The organism is Microvirga sp. BF8, from assembly GCF_059888585.1.
In genome coordinates, this window is the sequence record NZ_CM187619.1 from 1365153 (window position 1) to 1382205 (window position 17053).

19 protein-coding genes are annotated in these 17053 nt (G+C 64.6%); 7 read left to right on the forward strand and 12 right to left on the reverse strand.

What is annotated here, in order from left to right:
- Window positions 1-275 precede the first annotated feature (275 nt).
- Window positions 276-404, forward strand: a complete 129-nt coding sequence (locus tag AC522E_RS06555) for a hypothetical protein (protein WP_500749571.1) — start codon at window positions 276-278, stop codon at window positions 402-404.
- 63 nt (window positions 405-467) lie between these two features.
- Entirely contained in the window at window positions 468-1022 is a 555-nt protein-coding gene (locus AC522E_RS06560; RefSeq protein WP_500749572.1) for a peptidase S14, read from the forward strand.
- 16 nt (window positions 1023-1038) lie between these two features.
- On the opposite strand, the gene AC522E_RS06565 is transcribed toward AC522E_RS06560, so the two are convergent.
- The 6 genes from AC522E_RS06565 to AC522E_RS06590 all read right to left on the reverse strand — a co-directional run bounded on the left by AC522E_RS06565 (window position 1039) and on the right by AC522E_RS06590 (window position 8158).
- Window positions 1039-1989 carry an aldo/keto reductase gene (locus tag AC522E_RS06565; protein ID WP_500749573.1) on the reverse strand — a complete coding sequence of 317 codons (951 nt, stop codon included), beginning with the start codon at window positions 1987-1989 and terminating at the stop codon, window positions 1039-1041.
- An 83-nt stretch (window positions 1990-2072) separates the two neighbouring features.
- The gene (locus AC522E_RS06570; RefSeq protein ID WP_500749574.1) at window positions 2073-3188 is read right to left on the reverse strand and encodes a DUF1513 domain-containing protein; all 1116 of its coding nucleotides are present in this window, start codon (window positions 3186-3188) and stop codon (window positions 2073-2075) included.
- Window positions 3175-4230, reverse strand: a complete 1056-nt coding sequence (locus tag AC522E_RS06575; protein ID WP_500749576.1) for an imelysin family protein — start codon at window positions 4228-4230, stop codon at window positions 3175-3177. Before AC522E_RS06575 ends, AC522E_RS06570 begins: the two co-directional genes overlap by 14 nt.
- Window positions 4231-4235: 5 nt before the next feature.
- Window positions 4236-5420: a di-heme oxidoredictase family protein gene (locus AC522E_RS06580; RefSeq protein WP_500749577.1), complete on the reverse strand. Its 1185-nt coding sequence runs from the start codon at window positions 5418-5420 to the stop codon at window positions 4236-4238.
- On the reverse strand, window positions 5417-6880 hold the full coding sequence (locus AC522E_RS06585; protein ID WP_500749580.1) for a multicopper oxidase family protein: 1464 nt from the start codon (window positions 6878-6880) through the stop codon (window positions 5417-5419). Before AC522E_RS06585 ends, AC522E_RS06580 begins: the two co-directional genes overlap by 4 nt.
- Window positions 6881-6883: 3 nt before the next feature.
- Entirely contained in the window at window positions 6884-8158 is a 1275-nt protein-coding gene (locus tag AC522E_RS06590; protein ID WP_500749582.1) for an imelysin family protein, read from the reverse strand.
- Between the two features lie 349 nt (window positions 8159-8507).
- Here AC522E_RS06590 and AC522E_RS06595 point away from each other — a divergent pair, with 349 nt between their 5' ends.
- The gene (locus AC522E_RS06595; protein ID WP_500749583.1) at window positions 8508-8840 is read left to right on the forward strand and encodes a hypothetical protein; all 333 of its coding nucleotides are present in this window, start codon (window positions 8508-8510) and stop codon (window positions 8838-8840) included.
- A 27-nt stretch (window positions 8841-8867) separates the two neighbouring features.
- On the opposite strand, the gene AC522E_RS06600 is transcribed toward AC522E_RS06595, so the two are convergent.
- Window positions 8868-9287: a DUF1236 domain-containing protein gene (locus AC522E_RS06600; RefSeq protein ID WP_500749585.1), complete on the reverse strand. Its 420-nt coding sequence runs from the start codon at window positions 9285-9287 to the stop codon at window positions 8868-8870.
- Window positions 9288-9470: 183 nt separating this feature from the next.
- On the opposite strand from AC522E_RS06600, the gene AC522E_RS06605 reads away from it, so the two are divergent.
- Complete coding sequence (locus tag AC522E_RS06605; RefSeq protein ID WP_500749586.1) at window positions 9471-9686, forward strand: DUF1059 domain-containing protein; 216 nt, start codon at window positions 9471-9473, stop codon at window positions 9684-9686.
- 32 nt (window positions 9687-9718) lie between these two features.
- Here the strand turns inward: AC522E_RS06605 and AC522E_RS06610 are convergent, their stop codons facing one another.
- From AC522E_RS06610 to AC522E_RS06620, 3 genes are all read right to left on the reverse strand, one after another.
- Window positions 9719-11350 carry an alpha-D-glucose phosphate-specific phosphoglucomutase gene (locus AC522E_RS06610; RefSeq protein WP_500749588.1) on the reverse strand — a complete coding sequence of 544 codons (1632 nt, stop codon included), beginning with the start codon at window positions 11348-11350 and terminating at the stop codon, window positions 9719-9721.
- A 93-nt stretch (window positions 11351-11443) separates the two neighbouring features.
- Window positions 11444-12406 (reverse strand): PfkB family carbohydrate kinase, encoded by a 963-nt coding sequence (locus AC522E_RS06615; RefSeq protein ID WP_500749590.1) that lies wholly within the window; start codon window positions 12404-12406, stop codon window positions 11444-11446.
- A gap of 147 nt (window positions 12407-12553) precedes the next feature.
- On the reverse strand, window positions 12554-13216 hold the full coding sequence (locus AC522E_RS06620) for a phosphoribosyltransferase (RefSeq protein ID WP_500749592.1): 663 nt from the start codon (window positions 13214-13216) through the stop codon (window positions 12554-12556).
- Window positions 13217-13532: 316 nt separating this feature from the next.
- On the opposite strand from AC522E_RS06620, the gene AC522E_RS06625 reads away from it, so the two are divergent.
- Complete coding sequence (locus tag AC522E_RS06625) at window positions 13533-13664, forward strand: hypothetical protein (protein WP_500749594.1); 132 nt, start codon at window positions 13533-13535, stop codon at window positions 13662-13664.
- Between the two features lie 218 nt (window positions 13665-13882).
- Here AC522E_RS06625 and AC522E_RS06630 read toward each other — a convergent pair whose 3' ends face one another.
- Complete coding sequence (locus tag AC522E_RS06630) at window positions 13883-14284, reverse strand: DUF930 domain-containing protein (protein ID WP_500749596.1); 402 nt, start codon at window positions 14282-14284, stop codon at window positions 13883-13885.
- A 445-nt stretch (window positions 14285-14729) separates the two neighbouring features.
- Here AC522E_RS06630 and AC522E_RS06635 point away from each other — a divergent pair, with 445 nt between their 5' ends.
- Window positions 14730-15263, forward strand: a complete 534-nt coding sequence (locus tag AC522E_RS06635; protein WP_500749598.1) for a hypothetical protein — start codon at window positions 14730-14732, stop codon at window positions 15261-15263.
- Window positions 15264-15365: 102 nt separating this feature from the next.
- Window positions 15366-15737, forward strand: coding sequence for a hypothetical protein (locus AC522E_RS06640; protein WP_500749600.1), 372 nt, complete (start codon window positions 15366-15368; stop codon window positions 15735-15737).
- Window positions 15738-15759: 22 nt separating this feature from the next.
- Here the strand turns inward: AC522E_RS06640 and mepK are convergent, their stop codons facing one another.
- Complete coding sequence (mepK, locus tag AC522E_RS06645) at window positions 15760-16953, reverse strand: peptidoglycan L,D-endopeptidase MepK (protein WP_500749601.1); 1194 nt, start codon at window positions 16951-16953, stop codon at window positions 15760-15762.
- Between the last annotated feature and the right edge of the window lie 100 nt (window positions 16954-17053).

Below are 17053 nucleotides of genomic sequence, written 5' to 3' on the forward strand. Positions count from 1 at the left end.
GGCCCGGGCATCGGCGGGCCCGGTTCGCGCAGGCCGGCCGACCCGTCGACAATCCCGTCGACCGAGCGGGAGCAACAGTTGCTGCGCCGCAATCAGGACATTGACCGGCGGGTGAAGCGAGGGATCTGCAACGGCTGTTAAAGACGTTGTCCCGTCGTCCGGCGAAGGCTGTTCCTCGGGCGCGCCCAATGGAATTTGCAGCCCCGCTCGAACCAAGGGCTGCGTAACGGTGTTCCCTGCTTGGAGCACGGCTCCACCACATAGAGGAAAGACCGATGCCAGATCGCAAGGACGAACAACGCCAGGAGCGCCAGCGCCAGGAGGAGCAGCGCCAACAGCAGAACACCGATCGCCAGCGGCAGGGAAGCCCGCGCCAGAAGCAGGAGGATCGGCGGCAGCGTTGACCCTCTCCGGGACCGAATTCCGAAGCGGGGCTGTAAAGCCCCGCTTCTCATATCGGGGCTTTCATGTCTGACGAGCCGCATCTCATCGAACCGGACATTTGCCTCTACGGGTCCGTGGATGATACCATGTTCCACGATTTCAGCAGCAAGCTGAGCAAGGCTCCCAGTGGACGGCCCGTTGTCGTGGAACTGATGACCTTCGGCGGGGATGCGGACGTGGCCCGCCGGATCGCCCTCGAGGTCCGGCTGGCCCGGGAGCGGATGGGGCAGGACTTCTACTTTCTCGGCAAGACCGTGGTCTACTCCGCTGGCATCACGATCATGGCCGCTTTCCCACGTTCCAGACGCTATCTGACCCGCGACACCATCCTGCTGATCCACAGCCGTCGGATGGACAAGCACCTCCACCTGAACGGGTCGCTCTCAACGAGCCTCCAGATCACCAGGGAGACCCTCTCCCAGCTTGAGGTCGGCGTGAAGCTGGAGAGGGACAGTTTCGCGGAACTGATTGCCGGCAGCGATGTCGGCGAGGAGGAGATCCTCCGGAACGCGGAAACGAGCTGGTATCTGACGGCCGGGGAAGCACTCGGGCACGGATTGATCGCTGGGATCCTGTGACAAGCGAGAGGGATTGTCACTCCGCGCTGGCGCGGTCGAGATGCTCGAGGCTCGATGGGTCAAGCTTCAGGCGCGTTGCAGCGACGAGGTCATTGAGCTGCTCGACCTTCGTGGCGCTCGCAATCGGCGCCGCGATGGTCGGCTGCGCCATGAGCCATGCCAGAGCAACCTGTGCAGGACTGGCGTTGTGGTGAAGGGCGATCTCGTCGAGGGCGGTCAGGATCCGCCGTCCGCGATCGTTCAGGTACTTGGCCATGTTGGCACCGCGGACGCTCTTCCCGAAATCCTTTTCCGACCGGTACTTCCCGGTCAGGAAGCCGCTTGCAAGCCCATAATAGGGGATGACGCCGACCTCGTTCTCGCGGCAGAGCGGCTGAAGTTCGCGTTCGAATTCGGCGCGGTCGGAGAGATTGTAGAGAGGCTGCAGGCTCTCGTATCGGGGCAGACCCATCCGGGCGCTGATGTCGAGCGCCTCCTTGAGCCGCGCCGCCGTGAAGTTCGATGCGCCGATGGCGCGAACCTTGCCGCTGGCAATGAGGTCCCCGTAGGTGCTCAGGGTCTCTTCCTGCGGCGTCTCGAGATCGTCCCGGTGGGACTGATAGAGATCGATATAGGTCGTCTGGAGACGCTTCAGCGAGTCCTCGACCGCTTCCATGATGCGTGCCTTGGACAGGCCCTTCTTGCCGGGTCCCATCTCGGATCCGACCTTGGTCGCGATGACGATCTGGTCGCGGTTGCCGCGGGCCTTCATCCACTTGCCGATGATCGCCTCCGACTCGCCGCCTTCATGGCCGGGGACCCAGCGGGAATAGACATCGGCGGTGTCGATAAAATTGCATCCTGCCTCGACCAGAGCGTCGAGGATCTTGAACGAAGTTGCCTCGTCCGCGGTCCAGCCGAAAACGTTTCCGCCCAGGCAGAGTGGCGGTATCATGATGCTGGAACGGCCCAAACGACGCTTATCCATGGCGATCTCCTGTCTGCTGCCGATGTGTGTCACCGGTCGGATATCTCAAGTGGCTTTGCCGCTTCTGGATCGTGATGCCAGGCTCAGATCGAACGGACATGGTTGTCCCAAACCCAGCGCCCGAGCTGCGTTCCGTCAAGAGGCCTGAGTTCATCCTTCCCGACGGGCGCCAAGCGAACACCCGCATTGCCCGACGTCGCAAGGAAGACGCCCTCTGTGGGCACGGCGGTGACGCCGCAGACATCCGACATGCGCCTTCGGCCGAGGAAGCGGCCGGACTCGAGATCCCAGAATGCGATGGTATTGCCGATGGGGCTCGTCGCGGCGGCGATTCGGCCGGCGGAGTCGAGCGCGACCGAGCCGACATAGTTCCTCATGGCATCGAGAGCATCGTCAGGCATGTCAAGAAAGCGGGTCCTGCCGTCCGAAGTCAACAATCCGACCAGGGCGGGCATCTCGTTCTCGTCGCCTTCGAACTGGCAGCCGAACACCGTGTCTCCGCGAGGGGACACTGCCAGATGGCGGATGCTGAGGCCCTTCAGATCCGGCCCGAGATCGACCTTCAGCAGAACGCTCTCGCTCGCCGGATCGACGATGGCGAGGCTCGGCTCCATCTGGTTCCTGTTCAGAGTTTCGCGCCCGGTCTCAGGATTGGTCCTGATGCCGCCATTCGCGACCACGATGTGACGCTGGCCGGGAAGATAGGCGAGGTCGTGCGGGCCGATGCCGAAGCTCGGCATTTCTCCGATCCGCCGATAGCCTTCGCTTGCATTGTAGATACCGAGCATGCCGGCGCCGCTCGTGACCTTGTTTTCGGTGGCATAGAGCAGGGTGCCATCGCGGGAAAACACGCCGTGCCCATAGAAATGGCGTCCCTCCGCTGACGTCACCACCCGCCGGACCTCTCCGGTGGTACGATCGACGACCGCCGCCCAATTCCCGGGCCTGCGCGCGAAGACCACGAGTTCATTGCCGTGAGGGCGGACGGCGATGTCGTGCCCCCGATCCGGCAGGCGTGTATTGAACAGCATCTCGCCATCGAGGGAGAACACAGCGACGGAGGCTGTCTGCTCACCCTCGAAACAGGCCGAGACGAAGAGCGGGCGCTCGGACGCGGCAAACCCGGATTTCGGGTAGAAGGTGCCTGCGACCGCCGCGCCGAGAGCCCCCAGGAACGAGCGTCGATCAATCACCGTCACGGCTGTTGAATCCCAGGGAAATGCCGAGTGCGGCCGGAACGGACGCCTCGGCGGTCTCTCGTAACGAGTGGACGGCGTCGCGCAGCAGGACGATGTTGCTGCGCTGCCTCGGATCGGCGGCAGCCTTGCCGATATCGGATGGGGCACTCTCCTCCATACCGCGCGCGGTGCGCAGCGCATAACCGAGCGAGACTCCCTCGTCGGACGTTGGATCGACCAGAATTCTGCCCAGTGCCTCCGCAGCTTCAAGATTGGCGCCGATGGCCCGCATGGAGCGCCCGCTGCGCCAGCCCTCCGCAAGAGTCGGCCTGACGTTGTCGACACCGTCGCCCATCACCGCACCCAGCTTCTGATCGTCGATGATTTCGAAGAGCGCAATGTAGTCTGTGGCAAGCCTGGTCGCCGCTTCCTCCACCTTGGCGTCGTCGCCCTTTTCGATCTCGGCGAGCGTGCCATCCGGGCGGCGCCATTCGTCAAGAACCTGGGCACTGGTGCGTGCGAGGTTGCCGGCGATGGCCATGCCGACACCGCAGCGCCGCGTCGCCTCGTCGGACCCGGTCGACAATGCATCGGCGGCATTCTCTCCATAGAGAATGCGCTCAAGGGCGGAGAGGCCCTGTACAGCGGCGCTGGTCTGGGAAAAGCGTTCGGGCGCGAGGTCGTCCCCACCTTTTCGCGCGAGCAGGTTCGAAAGGGCCCGGCCGATGGCGTTCTTGCGCTCCGGCCAATGGGCCATGCGCTCATAACGGAAGTCCTTGGCGATCGGGCCGTAGAGGACGAACTCGATCCTCGCCCAGGCATCCGCTGCCTTCAGATAGCTGTCCTTCAGGCCAGTGACGGCGTCGGCGCGCGGCGCGGCGCAAAAGCGCGTCCACGCCTCTTCCTCAGCCTTGGTTTCCCGAGCCAGAGCATCGTAGCCGGGAATGATGAATTCCCGGGCCGCACGCAGGACCGTCCCGCGGCGCTCGTCACTGTGTTGGGCAAGAGCCGGCCCGGCAAGGGCAAGACAAATCAGGGTGGCGATCTGGGGCGCGCGCATCATGCGTCTCACAGCGATTTCAGAAATTCGACCAGTCGGCGTTGTTCTGCCTCCGATAGAGACTTGAAACGTGACCTTGAGAGGGCAGCCTCGCCGCCGTGAAGGCCGATGGCGTCCTCCACGGTCCGGGCCCGCCCGTCATGCAGGAGGCCGGCCCCGTTCGCAAGGGTCCGCGAGAGACCCCAGAGCGGAGCCGTGCGCCATTCGGTCGAGGCGACGCCTGGTTCCGTGGCGCCGCCGTCGAGGGCTGGCCCAAGGTCGTGCAGCAGCAGATCGGTGAAGGCGCGCACCGGTCCGGCCTTGCCGGGCAAGGAAGGGCGATGACAGGCCGCACATCCGACGGCTTCGAACAACGCCAATTCGGCGCTCCCGCCTTCCGGCGGTGCGACGGGACCGAGGGACGCGAGATAGGCGGCGATGCGCGAGACGATATCCGGTGAAATCTCCGGTCCGCCGTCGTCTCCCATGGGAGCGGCCAGACAGGAGGCCTGGGCGGAGGTACAGTCTCCTTGCGGTGGCGAGCGTCCTTTCGTCGAGAGGCCGAGGTCGAGCGCGAAGGCGTTTTCGACCTGCTCTTCCAGCGTGGGCTCGGAGGCCTTCCAGCCGAACCGTCCCGCCCGGCGCCGGCCCTGCGCATCCACGACCCAGTTGACGCGGCCCGCCACCCCGTCGGCGCGACGGGTATTCTCAGCGGCGAAGGCGTCGAGGGCTTCGTCGGAAATGGCTTCAAGCTCCCCAAGGCCGCGAAGGGATGGCGCAAGCAGTGCTCCGGATCGAATGCCAGGGGCCAGAGCACCATAAGCGAAATCGACAGGCCCGAATCCCTGCACGGTCCTCGCAATGCGCCCTTCGGGCGGCACACCCGCCACAGCGGAGGTTTGCATCTGACGGCCATAGACCGGGTCAGGCTCTCCATCCGGGCCGCTGAAGCGCAGGACGAGATGGTCGCTTCGGACCATGCCCGCCGGATCCGTCACGACCGGCATCCGATCGAGGTCGCGATGACAGGCGGAACAGGCGCGGGCGTTGAAAAGCGGCCCCAGGCCATCGTTCGCCCGCGTGGAGGAGGGGGCTGGCACCCACGGGCGGCGGAAAAGGGCGCGTCCGATGGCATCGTCGAGGGCGTGTGCGGAGACCGGCGCCGCAAGAAGCAGGAGGACGGCCGTTCGCCCCAGAGCCCGCCCTTTCATCATGAAACCCGCAGATAGCCCATCATGCCGTATTCGAGATGCTCCAGGACATGGCAGTGGAACATCCAGTTGCCCTCGGCTGCGACGAAGGCAATCTCGATGCGCTCCTTGGGCTGCAGCAGTACGGTGTCGGCGAAATGACGGGGCCGCTTGAGCCGCGAAGCGCTCAGTACCTCGAAGGTATGGCCGTGCAGATGGATCGGGTGATGATGCGGTGTCGCGTTCATGAGCTCGAACACATAGGATCGACCCGTCGTCAGCACACCGAGGGGCGCTGGCAATTGGCGGTGCTGGTCGGAGGCCCAGGAAGCCTTGTTGATGGCCCAGAAGGAGGTGTCGCGCACACAGAGACCGTCGAGCAGGATCTTCGCGAGCGGATCGTCGGGTGCCAGCGCCGCCGCCGCGTCCGCCACGGAGCCGGACGCCGCGCTGAAGGTGAAGCTCATGCGCTCGGCGTTCGTGAGATCTGCCCGCGGTAGCACCGCTTCGAAGAGAATGGCGGGATCGAAGATCCGTGCGGGCCGCGCTGGACCTTCTGCTTCATATGTGCCGAGCGTCCAGGGTTCGGATGAAAAATAGTCGATGACTTTGAAACTCTTTCCCGGCGCCGGAGCACGGACCAGCAGATCGATCCGCATGGCAGGCCCCATGCGCCATGTATCGAGCGGGAAGGGCGTCACGGCATTCCCGTCGATGGCGATCACCGCCGCCTCGGCGCCATCGACTCCGATCTCGATCACGCGAGTGCTGTCGAGATTGAGGACGCGCAGGCGGATGTCGCCCCCGGCGGGGATGGCATGGCGTGCCGGCGCGACGCCGTTGACGGCGCGGACGGTGCCGTAGGTACCGGCGCGGCTTGCCCCTTCCGGCGTCTCGAAGGCCAGCCAGGTTCCGTCGTCGGCAAGCCGCCAGTCCTTGTAGGCAATGACGAGATCCGCATCGGCGCGGTGGCGCTCGTCGCCATCGACGATCAGGACCCCGGCCATGCCGCGACCGGCCTGGCCGGATTCGTTGCAATGGGGATGAAAGAAGAAGGTGCCGGGATCAGGCGGCGCGAACTCGTAGAGAAAGCTCTGGCCCTTGTTCACCGGAGGCTGGGTGAGAAAGGGAACGCCGTCCATGGCATTCGGCACGCGGATGCCATGCCAATGGATCGCCGTATGCTCCCCGAGCCGGTTCTCCAGCCGTGCCCGGATGATGTCGCCCAGGCGGATCCGCTTCATCGGCATGAGATTGTCGGAATAGGTCCAGACCGTTGTCGCTGGACCGTCAGGGCCCAGAAGGCGCGCAGGTCGCTCTGCGGCGGCAAAATGCCAGTCGTGGACCTGGCCCGCCGGGACGGGTGGGCGCGGCGCAAGCTGCGGCATGGCGCCCGGCCGCGCCAGCAGGCTCGTTCCCCCGGCGGCGGAGGCGAGCCCCGCCGCGCCGAGACCTTTCAGAAGCTGCCTGCGATCGAGTGCCATCTCTTACTTCGATACGGCCGACGGGTTGTCGAGGCTGTTGGAGCCCTCGACCGAGATGGTCAGCCCGAGTTTCTTGACGAGGGTCTCAATGGCCCGCGCCTGCGCCACCAGCGCGTCGACACCGTCCTGGACCACCTTGTTTCCCTCGACATTTCCTTCGCCGATCATCTGGTCGTAGGCTTCCTTGCCCGAGTCCGCGCGGTCCTTGATGGCACGCAGCTTGTCGGTGGCATTCTTCATGGCGGCTTCGACCTTGGCGGCCTCGTCCGGCGCCTTGGCGCGGGCATAGCCGGCCATGCTGGGCCCCTGCAGGAGCTTGCCGTCGAGGCGTGTGTAGCGTCCCTCATAGATCGCCACCATGCCGATCTGGTCGGCATAGTGCGAGTTATGGGTATTGTCGGAGAAGCAGTCATGCTCCTCCTCCGGATCATGGAGGATGAGGCCGAGCTTCATGCGTTCGCCGGCCAATTCTCCATAGGAAAGGCTGCCGAGGCCCGTGAGGATCGTTGCGAGGCCCTCGTTGGGTCCCTTCCTGACGAGGTCCTGTCGGGCCTTACCCTTGGCGTCCCAGGCCTTCGCCATTTCGGATAGATCGTCGACGAGCAGCCCGGTGGCCGCCTTCAGGTAATCACGCCGCCGGTCGCAATTGTCGTGCGTGCAGGCCTTGAGGGAATAATCGGTGGCCGGCCGGGCGCCGGCACCCGGCCCCGTGCCGTTGAGGTCCTGTCCCCAGAGCAGAAACTCGATGGCGTGGAAGCCGGTCGCCACGTTCGCCTCGACGCCTCCCGCCTCCTGCAGCGCATCGGAGAGAAGCTTCTTCGTGATCTTCGTGGCATCAACCTGCTTCTTGCCGATGCGGATGGATGTGTTGGCAATGACGTTTGCGCGGTAGAGCGGGTTCTCGTCCGATGTCTCGCCATACGACTTGGTGTCGACGTAATCGATCAGACCCTCGTCGAGAGGCCAGGCATTGACCTTGCCTTCGAGCTCGTCCATCGCCTTGTTGCCGAAGCGGAAGCCCTCGGTCTGCTGGTAGGGGATGCGTGCCTTGCGCCAGGCGGCGCGGGCTGCGTTCAAGGTTTCGTCGGTCGGATCGGCAAGGAATGCATCGACCGTGGTGGCAAGCTCGCGAGCGGCGATTGCGGCATCGCCGTACATCGCCTGGGCAAGGGAGATATAGCTCTCGATCACCGCCTTCGGCTGAGGCGCTTCCGCCCTGGCGGCGCTGCTCAGCGCCGTTGCGGCCATCACGGCCAACGCGAATGCGCGCAATCTCATGTCCATCTCCGCCTGCGAAGTCGGCTGGGCTCCGCAAGAACGAGACCCTGGCCGTGCCAATCCTGTCGCGGGGATGGCTAATCCGATCGGGCTGCCATGGCAATGGTAAAATTGCTATATAGAAACATTCTAAAGTAAGTATTGCGGCTGGGTAGAAAGTATATTTCTCACAATTTCTGCATTTGGTGCCTTTAGTTTTGAATTGATCAAAAGTAGAGGCGTGGGAAATGCCCTGGCGTGCAGCCTTAACCCTCCATGGTCGCATGGCATGAAGCGGTATCTCTCTTGAAGGAACTGACAGGGCGAACCGGCTCCTGCCGAAAGCGTTAGGCTTGCACAGGAGGTGACCATGCCTGAACTGGTCCGCGAATGGCCGCATCTCTTGGACAGAGTCCTGGAACAGATCCGGCCTGTGAATGGAAGGGCCGACTCCTACGTCGCCGAGGTCGACCTGTCCGAGGATGAATTGCGGGCGTTGAACCTGTTCGAGGCGAGCGCGCGCCATGTGCATGTCGCCTTCACAGATCCGACCACTGCCGAGGGGCGCTTCGCCTACCTCAACACCCCCATCGGTCTCGGCCAGCCGCGGGAGCAACACGGCATCGCGCGGGTGAGGGTTTCATTCACCGCGGTTCAGCGGATGAGACCCCTGGAGGCGCGCTCGGAGTTCCATGACGGATGAGAAGCCGCCTCCAGGTTTGGCACTCCGCTACGGGATGATCTCCACGACTTCGCGGGTCTGCGGGTCGACGAGCAGCTTCTGGTCGTTCACGACCGTGTAGCTGTAGGTCGATTGAAGGCCCACGCTGTTCGGAATCGGGAACAGCCGGATCCGTGTCGGCAGGGTCTCTCCGACCATGACCGTTTCGGTCATGCGGATCGAGGGGCGTCGCTGTGCGACGATGAAAGTGCGCACGCGGGTGGACTCGCCGGCGCTGAGCACGCCGCCCGCTGCGGCTCCGGCCACGCCGCCGACCGCAGCGCCGACAGGTCCGCCGACCACGGCGCCGGCGACGGCGCCGCCGGCGGCACCGGTCGCCGGTCCGGCGGCGGTGTCGGTCTGGCAGGCGGCGAGAGGAAGGGCGAGGAGGGCGAGGGCGAGTGACGGGCCGAGAACACGATGGCGCATGGCGGCATTCCTTTCCAATTGGCATCAGTCGAACGCACCGAACCTTGGCCGGTTCCTTCGAACGGAAGCCTTGCAGGGTGTGCCGACGCCTTGTCTGGAGTATGATTGCCGCCCGGCCGCCCGACGCACGGGCCGCCGGACTCGTCATCCGATCATGCGTCTGAGCCTCAGAGGGAGCGGGACATGGGACGGAAGTTCATCGATTGCCGTGAAATGCCGAGCGAAGTGAAATGCAGCCTGGCCCTCGTTGCCGATACGGAGAACGAGGTCCTGGAGGCGGCGGTGACGCATGCGGTCACCGTCCACCACCACCAGGACACGCCCGAGCTACGGAACCAGATCCGAAGCGCGATCCATGACGGTTCCCCGCCGGCCCACGCGCCACGCCAGAGTGCTTGAGCAGGTTGTCAGGCGCGCCCTGACAGCCCCCGTCAGGTAATGACGTCGGGGGCGTCTCTGTCTGTTCTCTGCCGGATTCCTGCGATCGCATCGGCTGCGGCGATGATATCGGCGAGCACAACCTGAGGATCGCGGTCGTGGCGTGAAGGATCGGGCTCGAAGCGCTCGAGATAGACGCGAAGGGTTGCGCCTTCCGTGCCCGTGCCGGACAGGCGGAAGACCGCCCGCGCCCCATTGTCGAACAGGATTCGCACACCCTGGTGCCGGGTGATGGAGCCATCTGTCGGATCCTCATAGGCGAAGTCGTCGGCGACTTGTACCGTGAGGCCTGCGAAGTTCCGGCCCGGCAGAGTGTCAAGGGCGCCACGGAGGTCCGACATGAGCGCGTCGCCAGCGGCAGTGCTGATGCCTTCGTAATCGTGGCGCGTGTAGTAGTCGCGCCCATAGGTCCGCCAGTGATCCGTCATGATCTCGGCAATGGACTGGCGGCGCGCCGCGACGATATCGAGCCAGAGGAGGATTGCCCAGAGGCCGTCCTTTTCGCGGACATGGGCCGATCCCGTTCCGGCGCTTTCCTCGCCGCAGATCGTCACCCGACCGGCATCGAGCAGATTGCCGAAGAACTTCCACCCGGTGGGCGTCTCGAACATCTCGACCTTGAGTTTTTCCGCGACGCGGTCGGCGGCACGGCTCGTGGGCATCGAGCGGGCGATGCCTTTCAGGCCGCTGCGATATCCCTTGGCTTCGTGAATATTGGCTGCGAGCACCGCCAGGCTGTCGGACGGAGAGACGGCAAGGCCACGGCCGAGGATGATGTTGCGGTCGCCGTCGCCGTCGGAGGCCGCTCCCATATCGGGTGCATCGGGCGAGAACATCAGCCGGAACAACTCCGCGGCATGAACCGGATTCGGATCGGGATGGTGGCCGCCGAAATCGGGAAGCGGGACGGCGTTGACCACCGTGCCGGCGGGGGCGCCGAGCGCACCCTCGATGATGGCCTTCGCATAGGGGCCGGTGATCGCGTGCATCGCATCGAAGCGAAGCCTGAAGCCGGAGGCGAAGAGTTTCCTGATCCGGTCGAAATCGACGAGGGTTTCCATCAGGGCGGCATAGTCGGCGACAGGATCGATGATCTCGACAGCCATGTCGCCGAGGCTCGTTTCGCCGAGTGTGGCGAGGGACGGCGCCGCATCCTTGAGGATGCGGTACGCGCTGACCGCCTTCGTGCGCGCAAAGATCGCATCGGTGATCGCCTCCGGAGCAGGGCCGCCATTGGCGATATTGAACTTGAGCCCGAAATCGCCATCCTTGCCGCCAGGATTGTGGCTGGCCGAGAGCACGATGCCACCGAACGCCTCGCGCTTGCGGATCACATTGGACGCTGCCGGCGTGGAGAGCATGCCGTTCTGCCCGACGATGGCGCGCGCGGCGCCATTCGCAGCGAGCATGCGCAGAATGATGGCAATGGCTTCGTCGTTGAAAAAGCGGCCATCGCCGCCGACCACGACGGTGCGTCCCTCGACGCCGCCGACGCCTTCGATCACGGCCTGGACATAGTTTTCGAGATAGCCGGGCTGCATGAACACGGCCGTCTTTTTGCGCAGTCCCGACGTGCCGGGCTTCTGACCTTCGATCGGCGCCGTGGAAACAGTCTCGACGTTCATTCCTCGTATCCTCTTCGTCTCGGCCCACGGAGGGGCGTTGGCGGGTTCAATGGTCGGCGTCGTTGCACATCCGCAGCGAGGCGGCGATGGCCGTCACGTCTGGTGCTCCTTTAGAAAGGCTTCTACCGCTGCCCGGGTAGGGAGGGAGGGGATGGCGCCGCGTCCCGTGGCGGTAAGGGCACCGGCCGCATTGGCGAAGCGGCAGATCTCGTCGAGCCGCGCGGGATCTCGCGGCATCCCCGGTTCGGCCAGCAGCCCTGCAATGATGCCAGCCATGAAGGCGTCGCCCGCCCCCGTCGCGTCGATGGCATCGATCTTGAATCCGGGAACCTTTCCCTGAGCCTCCTGTGTCAGCCAGTAGCAACCCGCGGGACCGCAGGTGACGGCCATCAGGACAGTGCGATCCGTCCACAGGGCACGGGCTCCGGCGATGGGGTCGTCCTCGCCCGTCAGGAAGGCGACCTCCTCCGCCGCGATCTTCACGATCTGGGCATGTTCGAATCCGAGCCGCATGCCGTCGCGGGCAGCCTCCGCATTGGGCCAGATGTGCAGGCGGAGATTGGGATCATAGGTGATGAGCTTGCCGGACCGGCGGGCGCGTTCCACCGCGTGGAGGGTGGCCGCGCGGGACGGGTCCGAGATGAGACTGATGGAGCCGAAATGAAAGGCCCGCGCCTTCTCGATGGCCGTCCCGTCGACGTCTCCGGGAGCTATCAGCATGTCGGCGCTCGGGCTGCGATAGAACAGGAATTCGCGCTCGCCGTTCGCCTGCAGGGAGACGAAGGCCAAGGCGGTTGCCGCGCGGTCGGTGAACAGAAGAGGGGATACGTCGACACCGGCCTCCCGGAGGGCCTCCGCCAGGAAGTGGCCGAACCCGTCGTCGCCGACCATGCCCATGAAGGCGCTTGGAACGCCGAGCCGCGTCAACGCCACGGCGACATTCGCCGGGGCCCCTCCGGCAGCCTTCCTGAAGGCTTCCGTGCCGGCAAAACCGAGCCCGTTGACGGTCGGCACGAAGTCGACCAGCAATTCGCCAAACGTGACGACGTCGGCCATGCCGGCGTTCCTCATTCTCATGAAAGGCTCGGGACGGAATGCCACGAGCAGGACTTTCGCCGGCCGCGAAAAACCCGGCGCCGGGTCCGTCTTATAGGTTGTCCTCGGACATCTGTTAAGCTGCTCCACGACGACGGCAATCGGCAATCAGGGCGCCAGGCCCTCCGAAGAGGGTTCCAGCATGTGCGTGACCTCCGCGTCGGTGAGCTGGTGGAACTCCTGATAGAACGGGCTGAGGGCATAGAAATCCTGCGGCGCCTGAAGGCATACCACATCGTCGACGAGAGGCCTCAAGGCTTCGATGGTCTCGGCCGGGGCGACCGGCACGGCCAGCACCAATCGGGCGGGGCCCCGCCTGCGCAGGGCGGACAGAGCGGCCCGCACCGTTGTCCCTGTGGCGATCCCGTCATCGATGACGATGGCGGTCCGTCCCTCGACGGAGACCGGGCTTTTGTCCTTCATGTAGACCTTGCGTCGCCGCTCCAGCTCCCACAGCTCGGCTTGCGCAAGGTCGTCGATCTCGTCCTCGGTCAATCCGACCAGGGACATGACGGGCCGGTTGAAGACGATCTCCGGCTGTGCCCCGTCGACAATCGCCGCTGCCGCCAGTTCCGGTTGTGCCGGAACCCCGATCTTGCGCACGAGGAGCAGGTCGAGCGGCGCATGGAGGGCCGCGGCGACGGGCTTCGCGACTGGAATTCCGCCCCGCGGCAGCGCCAGAACGACAGGATTTGCAAGTTTCATTCCGGCAAGCCGGTTCGCAAGCTGCCGGCCTGCGTCGTCGCGATCGCGAAATCGAGCTGTTTCCATCGGGCCGCCTCCTGTTGTCGCCAGGAGGCCCGTCCATGCCCCGCGCCTTCAGGACAGGGTACGAGCCTTGAACGAATATCTTACACCCATGCTGGTAGCCCGGCGACCGGGGAGTGGCGGCGCGAAGCGTCTGCAAGAGGAAGGCAAGCCTCGCGAAAGCCTAGGCTGATAATCCTGTGACCGTGCTTCGGCTGTTCCGGTATTCTCTTGATGGGGGCTTCGGGCGGAAATCGGGATGGAGGGCACGACAGGGCTGCGCCCGTTAACGTTTCATTGACCTTGCGGGCGCACGCTCCCTCTCTGACAGGAGGTCTTCATGATTGCGTTGCTTGTCGGTCTGGTCGTCGGATCCTTCACATGTCTCGTCGCACCGCCCGCTGTCCGGATGGTCATGCGTCGGCGCGACATCAAAGCGACGACACGGATCCGGCCTATCGCGTTCGGGTAATCGCTTCGCGCCATGCGTGAACCGCATGCCAGCTTTTCATAGGAAGGCCTCCCTGCGGTACCCTCTGACCTCCACATTGGGGTCATGACGCCGCAACGATGGCGACGTTGTTCCCTCTGAAGTTTCTTCCCTTACTTGGGCCGCTGTCACAGGCGGCCCATTTTTCTTGGTCTATTTTCCGGCACGGGATCGCGGGCGCCACTGCGTTCGCGCGCTCGTCAGCGCCACAGTCCGAACCGCTCCCACTGATCTTCAGGGATGATGTCGCCAACCCGATAAGTGAACGATGTGGCAGCCAGGCTGTCGTCCGTGAGCGTGCATTTGAATTGGAACTGGTGCCATTGCCCCCGGTTCCGGAACGCGCCTCCGTCGCCCGAGATGATGTTCTTGTCGAAGGTCGGATTCGACATGGCATCGACGACGACCCGGTCGAGACGGGAAAATTCCTTCTCCCGCGAAATTTCGTGCGAGCCCTTGTTGTTGCAGATCTGCAGACTGCGTGTCCTTGGCTCCATCTTCATGAAGCCTTTGGGAAGGCGGGCATTGGCCGCATGGGCGGCGGGGATGAAAAGCAGGGATGTGAGGAATACGATCGCGAATCGAGCCGTCAGCCTCGTCATGCTGGGCGTATCTCCGGAACCAAGAGAGGGATATACTGGCGGTAGCCGCCGATGCGGTGCAGCGCAGTGGCGGCGCCGCAGTCTTGACTTCGGTTTAGACCGCAAGCGCGTTTAAACAAGCTCGTCTGGTGCAGGGCCCGTCGCCCACCCATGCGCAGGGCCGATAGGGCAAAGCGGCATTCGCAAAAAACCGGGCGTCTCCTCTTAAAATAGCCGCATTTCTGCATGGCATGCGGAGACGGCGCCGGATGTGATGATTCCCTTGGGCTGACTCATTTTCAGGCACACGAACCGTGCTCGGAAGGATGGCTTCGGGCGGAACGACGCGCTATGGAAAACTCATCTCCCGCCGCGACGACGAGTCGGTTTCCCAACCGATAGTCCTGCCCCGACCTATCGTCCTCGCACGCCGTCCTGTACCAGAGCATCGGGTTCGAACCGCGTGATGAAAACACTCCTGAAAACACTTCCAGGCGCGACCCTTGCGACGATGCTGGCCTCGGCCGGAGCGTTGGCTGACGGAATAAATCTCACTGGCTCCATGTGGAACTGCACGCGGGAGCGAGACGGCTCGCAGTTCATCATCGTGTTCTACCCCGATGGCGGAGTCGGAGGCGGCGAACTCGAGCGGGGAGAGGTGAGCCCTTACGTATTCGATGCGTCGAGAACGAAGGACGGCCACTGGCCGGGCCGGTGGACGCAGCGGGGCCAGGACTTCAGTTGGGAGTTTCCCGATCAGCATATGCGGATCGATGGAGTGATCGAGCCCCCATCCAAGGCGAAGGATCGCCTGCGAGGCACCGAGACGGCGCTGGAACTTACATCCTCCATCGATTGTACCTCACAGACGAGGCCGCCGAGACTGGGTGCCGGCCTTGTCATCCCGAAGGACGGCCATTTCATCGATCCCGACGATGCCGAGGGCGAATTGAAAGTCCCCACCGGAGTCTCCCTTCAGCCGCCCGGCCGTTCGCGGTAGCAGCGGCGGGACGCCGACACTCCTGGACGAGGCTCGGCCCGATCCCGTGATAACCTTTCGTGGAAAGGCATGCTAAGTGGGAGCTGACGAAAGGATATTGGCGTGGTGAAGCGCATTGGATCGATGGCGTGGCGGGTCGACGTAGCCGCCGATGGACAACTCTTCTCGCTCAGTGTCCGCACCGACTCGGGGCGGGAATACGAGGTGTTGCTCGGAACGGTCGATTCCACGCCGATCCTGTCGGATCTGTTGAACGAGATCGCCCGGGTGCACCGCGCGCTGCCGCCGCGGGTATTTGCAGAAGGGGCGGGGCCGAACCACCCGCGCAGCGTGCCGCTTCAGCCCCTGTCGACCCGCGTCGAGGAGCAGGCCGGCAAGCCTGTCCTCGCGCTTGATTTCGGAGGGACCATCCTCAAGGTGCAGATCGATCCTGCGGTGCTGCAGCAGGAGCTGGCCCGGCATCACGCCTCATAGAGGTTGGCGCACGTCAAATGTCTCACGATCCCGTACTGGCTTCCGCGCTGGCCTGGCGAACCAGCAGGGGCTGCTTGATCGGCAATGGCTTCACCGCCGGTCCCGTAAACCCCGTGGTCGAGAGATCGCTCTTCACCTGCGGCGCGAATCCGAGGTCGAGGAAGGCCGTGCGCGGATCGAAAAGCGCCTTCACGGAGGCCTTCCTGTCGGGGCCGATGATCGGCTCGATGGACGGCCGCGTCGCTGCCCCGGCAAGGGCCGCCGTCACGATCGGGCGTTCGGGCCGAGGCGGTGGTGGCGGTTCCACGGACGCCGTCAGCAGCAGATCCCGCGGACGGGGCGGCGGAACAGGGGCGAGCGCAAGGGCCGTCTCCGGAATGTCCGGCCTGCTCGCCTGCGTGGCGGGGGCTGTGCTGGGCGCGGGCTCGACCGGGGCTGGGCGCGGTGGCTCCCTGCGGCTGAACAGCGCCGTCATCACGCTGCCGAGCGAGCCGCCGGAGGCGGCCTGGGCCGCCAGCGCTGCATTGCGCGGGAGGATCTCGGCCTTGGCTTCCTCATAGCCGCGGAGCGGCCGGCCATTGCTCGGCAGGTGGACGGTCTTGCCGTCCGGGAACAGGCGGGCAAGCTGGTCCTGCGTCATGCGCGGCCAAGCCCGCACATTGCCGGTGTCGACATGTACGAATTCGGAGGAGGGGTAGTAGCCGACACCTCCATATTGCAGCTTCATGGCAATCGCCCGAAGACGCCCGATATCGACGTCCGGGAGCCGGATATCCATTGCCTTTCCGAGCATGTGCTGGCTGTGCTCGGCGACCCCGCTCGAGCGATTGCGGAGCATGGCGTTGGTTTTCGGCGAACGGTACGACGAGATGATGTTGATGGGCTCCTTCGATCCGCTCTCCCGATAGACCTCCCAGAGGACGTCGAAGAGCCGGGGATCCATCTTGGCGGGCTCGTCCGTGCGCCAGTCCCGGAGGTACCAGTTGAGCTGGGTCAGGGCCTGGTCATCGAAGCGCCCGTTCCGTCGATAGGTGATCGTCGCGGTGTCGCGCCGATGGGTATGGAAGAAGGTGAGCGTTCGCGTGTCGCCGTCGGCTGCCGCGTCCTGCGTGGCGATGGCGGCGGTCAGACATGCGGCGACGGCCGCAGTCGAGCACAAAGCAAGGCGGATGAGCCGCTGCGCACGGGCGCTACGGCCGAGCGACGCCGGGATCATGGTTGACCCTCCCAGGCGCCGGTCGTGACGAGAAATCCCCTTGATATCTTTATGCCGTTCCGGCGCCTCGACCTGCTTCCTGGCCGACAACCATGGCAAA

Excerpts from the sequence above, each read along its gene's own strand:
- AC522E_RS06580 (WP_500749577.1), bottom strand. The coding sequence starts at position 5,420 with ATGATGAAAGGGCGGGCTCTGGGGCGAACGGCCGTCCTCCTGCTTCTT.
- mepK (WP_500749601.1), bottom strand. The coding sequence starts at position 16,953 with ATGATCCCGGCGTCGCTCGGCCGTAGCGCCCGTGCGCAGCGGCTCATC.
- AC522E_RS06615 (WP_500749590.1), bottom strand. The coding sequence starts at position 12,406 with ATGGCCGACGTCGTCACGTTTGGCGAATTGCTGGTCGACTTCGTGCCG.
- AC522E_RS06555 (WP_500749571.1), top strand. The coding sequence starts at position 276 with ATGCCAGATCGCAAGGACGAACAACGCCAGGAGCGCCAGCGCCAGGAG.
- AC522E_RS06595 (WP_500749583.1), top strand. The coding sequence starts at position 8,508 with ATGCCTGAACTGGTCCGCGAATGGCCGCATCTCTTGGACAGAGTCCTG.
- AC522E_RS06605 (WP_500749586.1), top strand. The coding sequence starts at position 9,471 with ATGGGACGGAAGTTCATCGATTGCCGTGAAATGCCGAGCGAAGTGAAA.
- AC522E_RS06600 (WP_500749585.1), bottom strand. The coding sequence starts at position 9,287 with ATGCGCCATCGTGTTCTCGGCCCGTCACTCGCCCTCGCCCTCCTCGCC.
- AC522E_RS06585 (WP_500749580.1), bottom strand. The coding sequence starts at position 6,880 with ATGGCACTCGATCGCAGGCAGCTTCTGAAAGGTCTCGGCGCGGCGGGG.
- AC522E_RS06565 (WP_500749573.1), bottom strand. The coding sequence starts at position 1,989 with ATGGATAAGCGTCGTTTGGGCCGTTCCAGCATCATGATACCGCCACTC.
- AC522E_RS06625 (WP_500749594.1), top strand. The coding sequence starts at position 13,533 with ATGATTGCGTTGCTTGTCGGTCTGGTCGTCGGATCCTTCACATGTCTC.
- AC522E_RS06630 (WP_500749596.1), bottom strand. The coding sequence starts at position 14,284 with ATGACGAGGCTGACGGCTCGATTCGCGATCGTATTCCTCACATCCCTG.
- AC522E_RS06575 (WP_500749576.1), bottom strand. The coding sequence starts at position 4,230 with ATGATGCGCGCGCCCCAGATCGCCACCCTGATTTGTCTTGCCCTTGCC.
- AC522E_RS06635 (WP_500749598.1), top strand. The coding sequence starts at position 14,730 with ATGAAAACACTCCTGAAAACACTTCCAGGCGCGACCCTTGCGACGATG.
- AC522E_RS06620 (WP_500749592.1), bottom strand. The coding sequence starts at position 13,216 with ATGGAAACAGCTCGATTTCGCGATCGCGACGACGCAGGCCGGCAGCTT.
- AC522E_RS06560 (WP_500749572.1), top strand. The coding sequence starts at position 468 with ATGTCTGACGAGCCGCATCTCATCGAACCGGACATTTGCCTCTACGGG.
- AC522E_RS06590 (WP_500749582.1), bottom strand. The coding sequence starts at position 8,158 with ATGAGATTGCGCGCATTCGCGTTGGCCGTGATGGCCGCAACGGCGCTG.
- AC522E_RS06610 (WP_500749588.1), bottom strand. The coding sequence starts at position 11,350 with ATGAACGTCGAGACTGTTTCCACGGCGCCGATCGAAGGTCAGAAGCCC.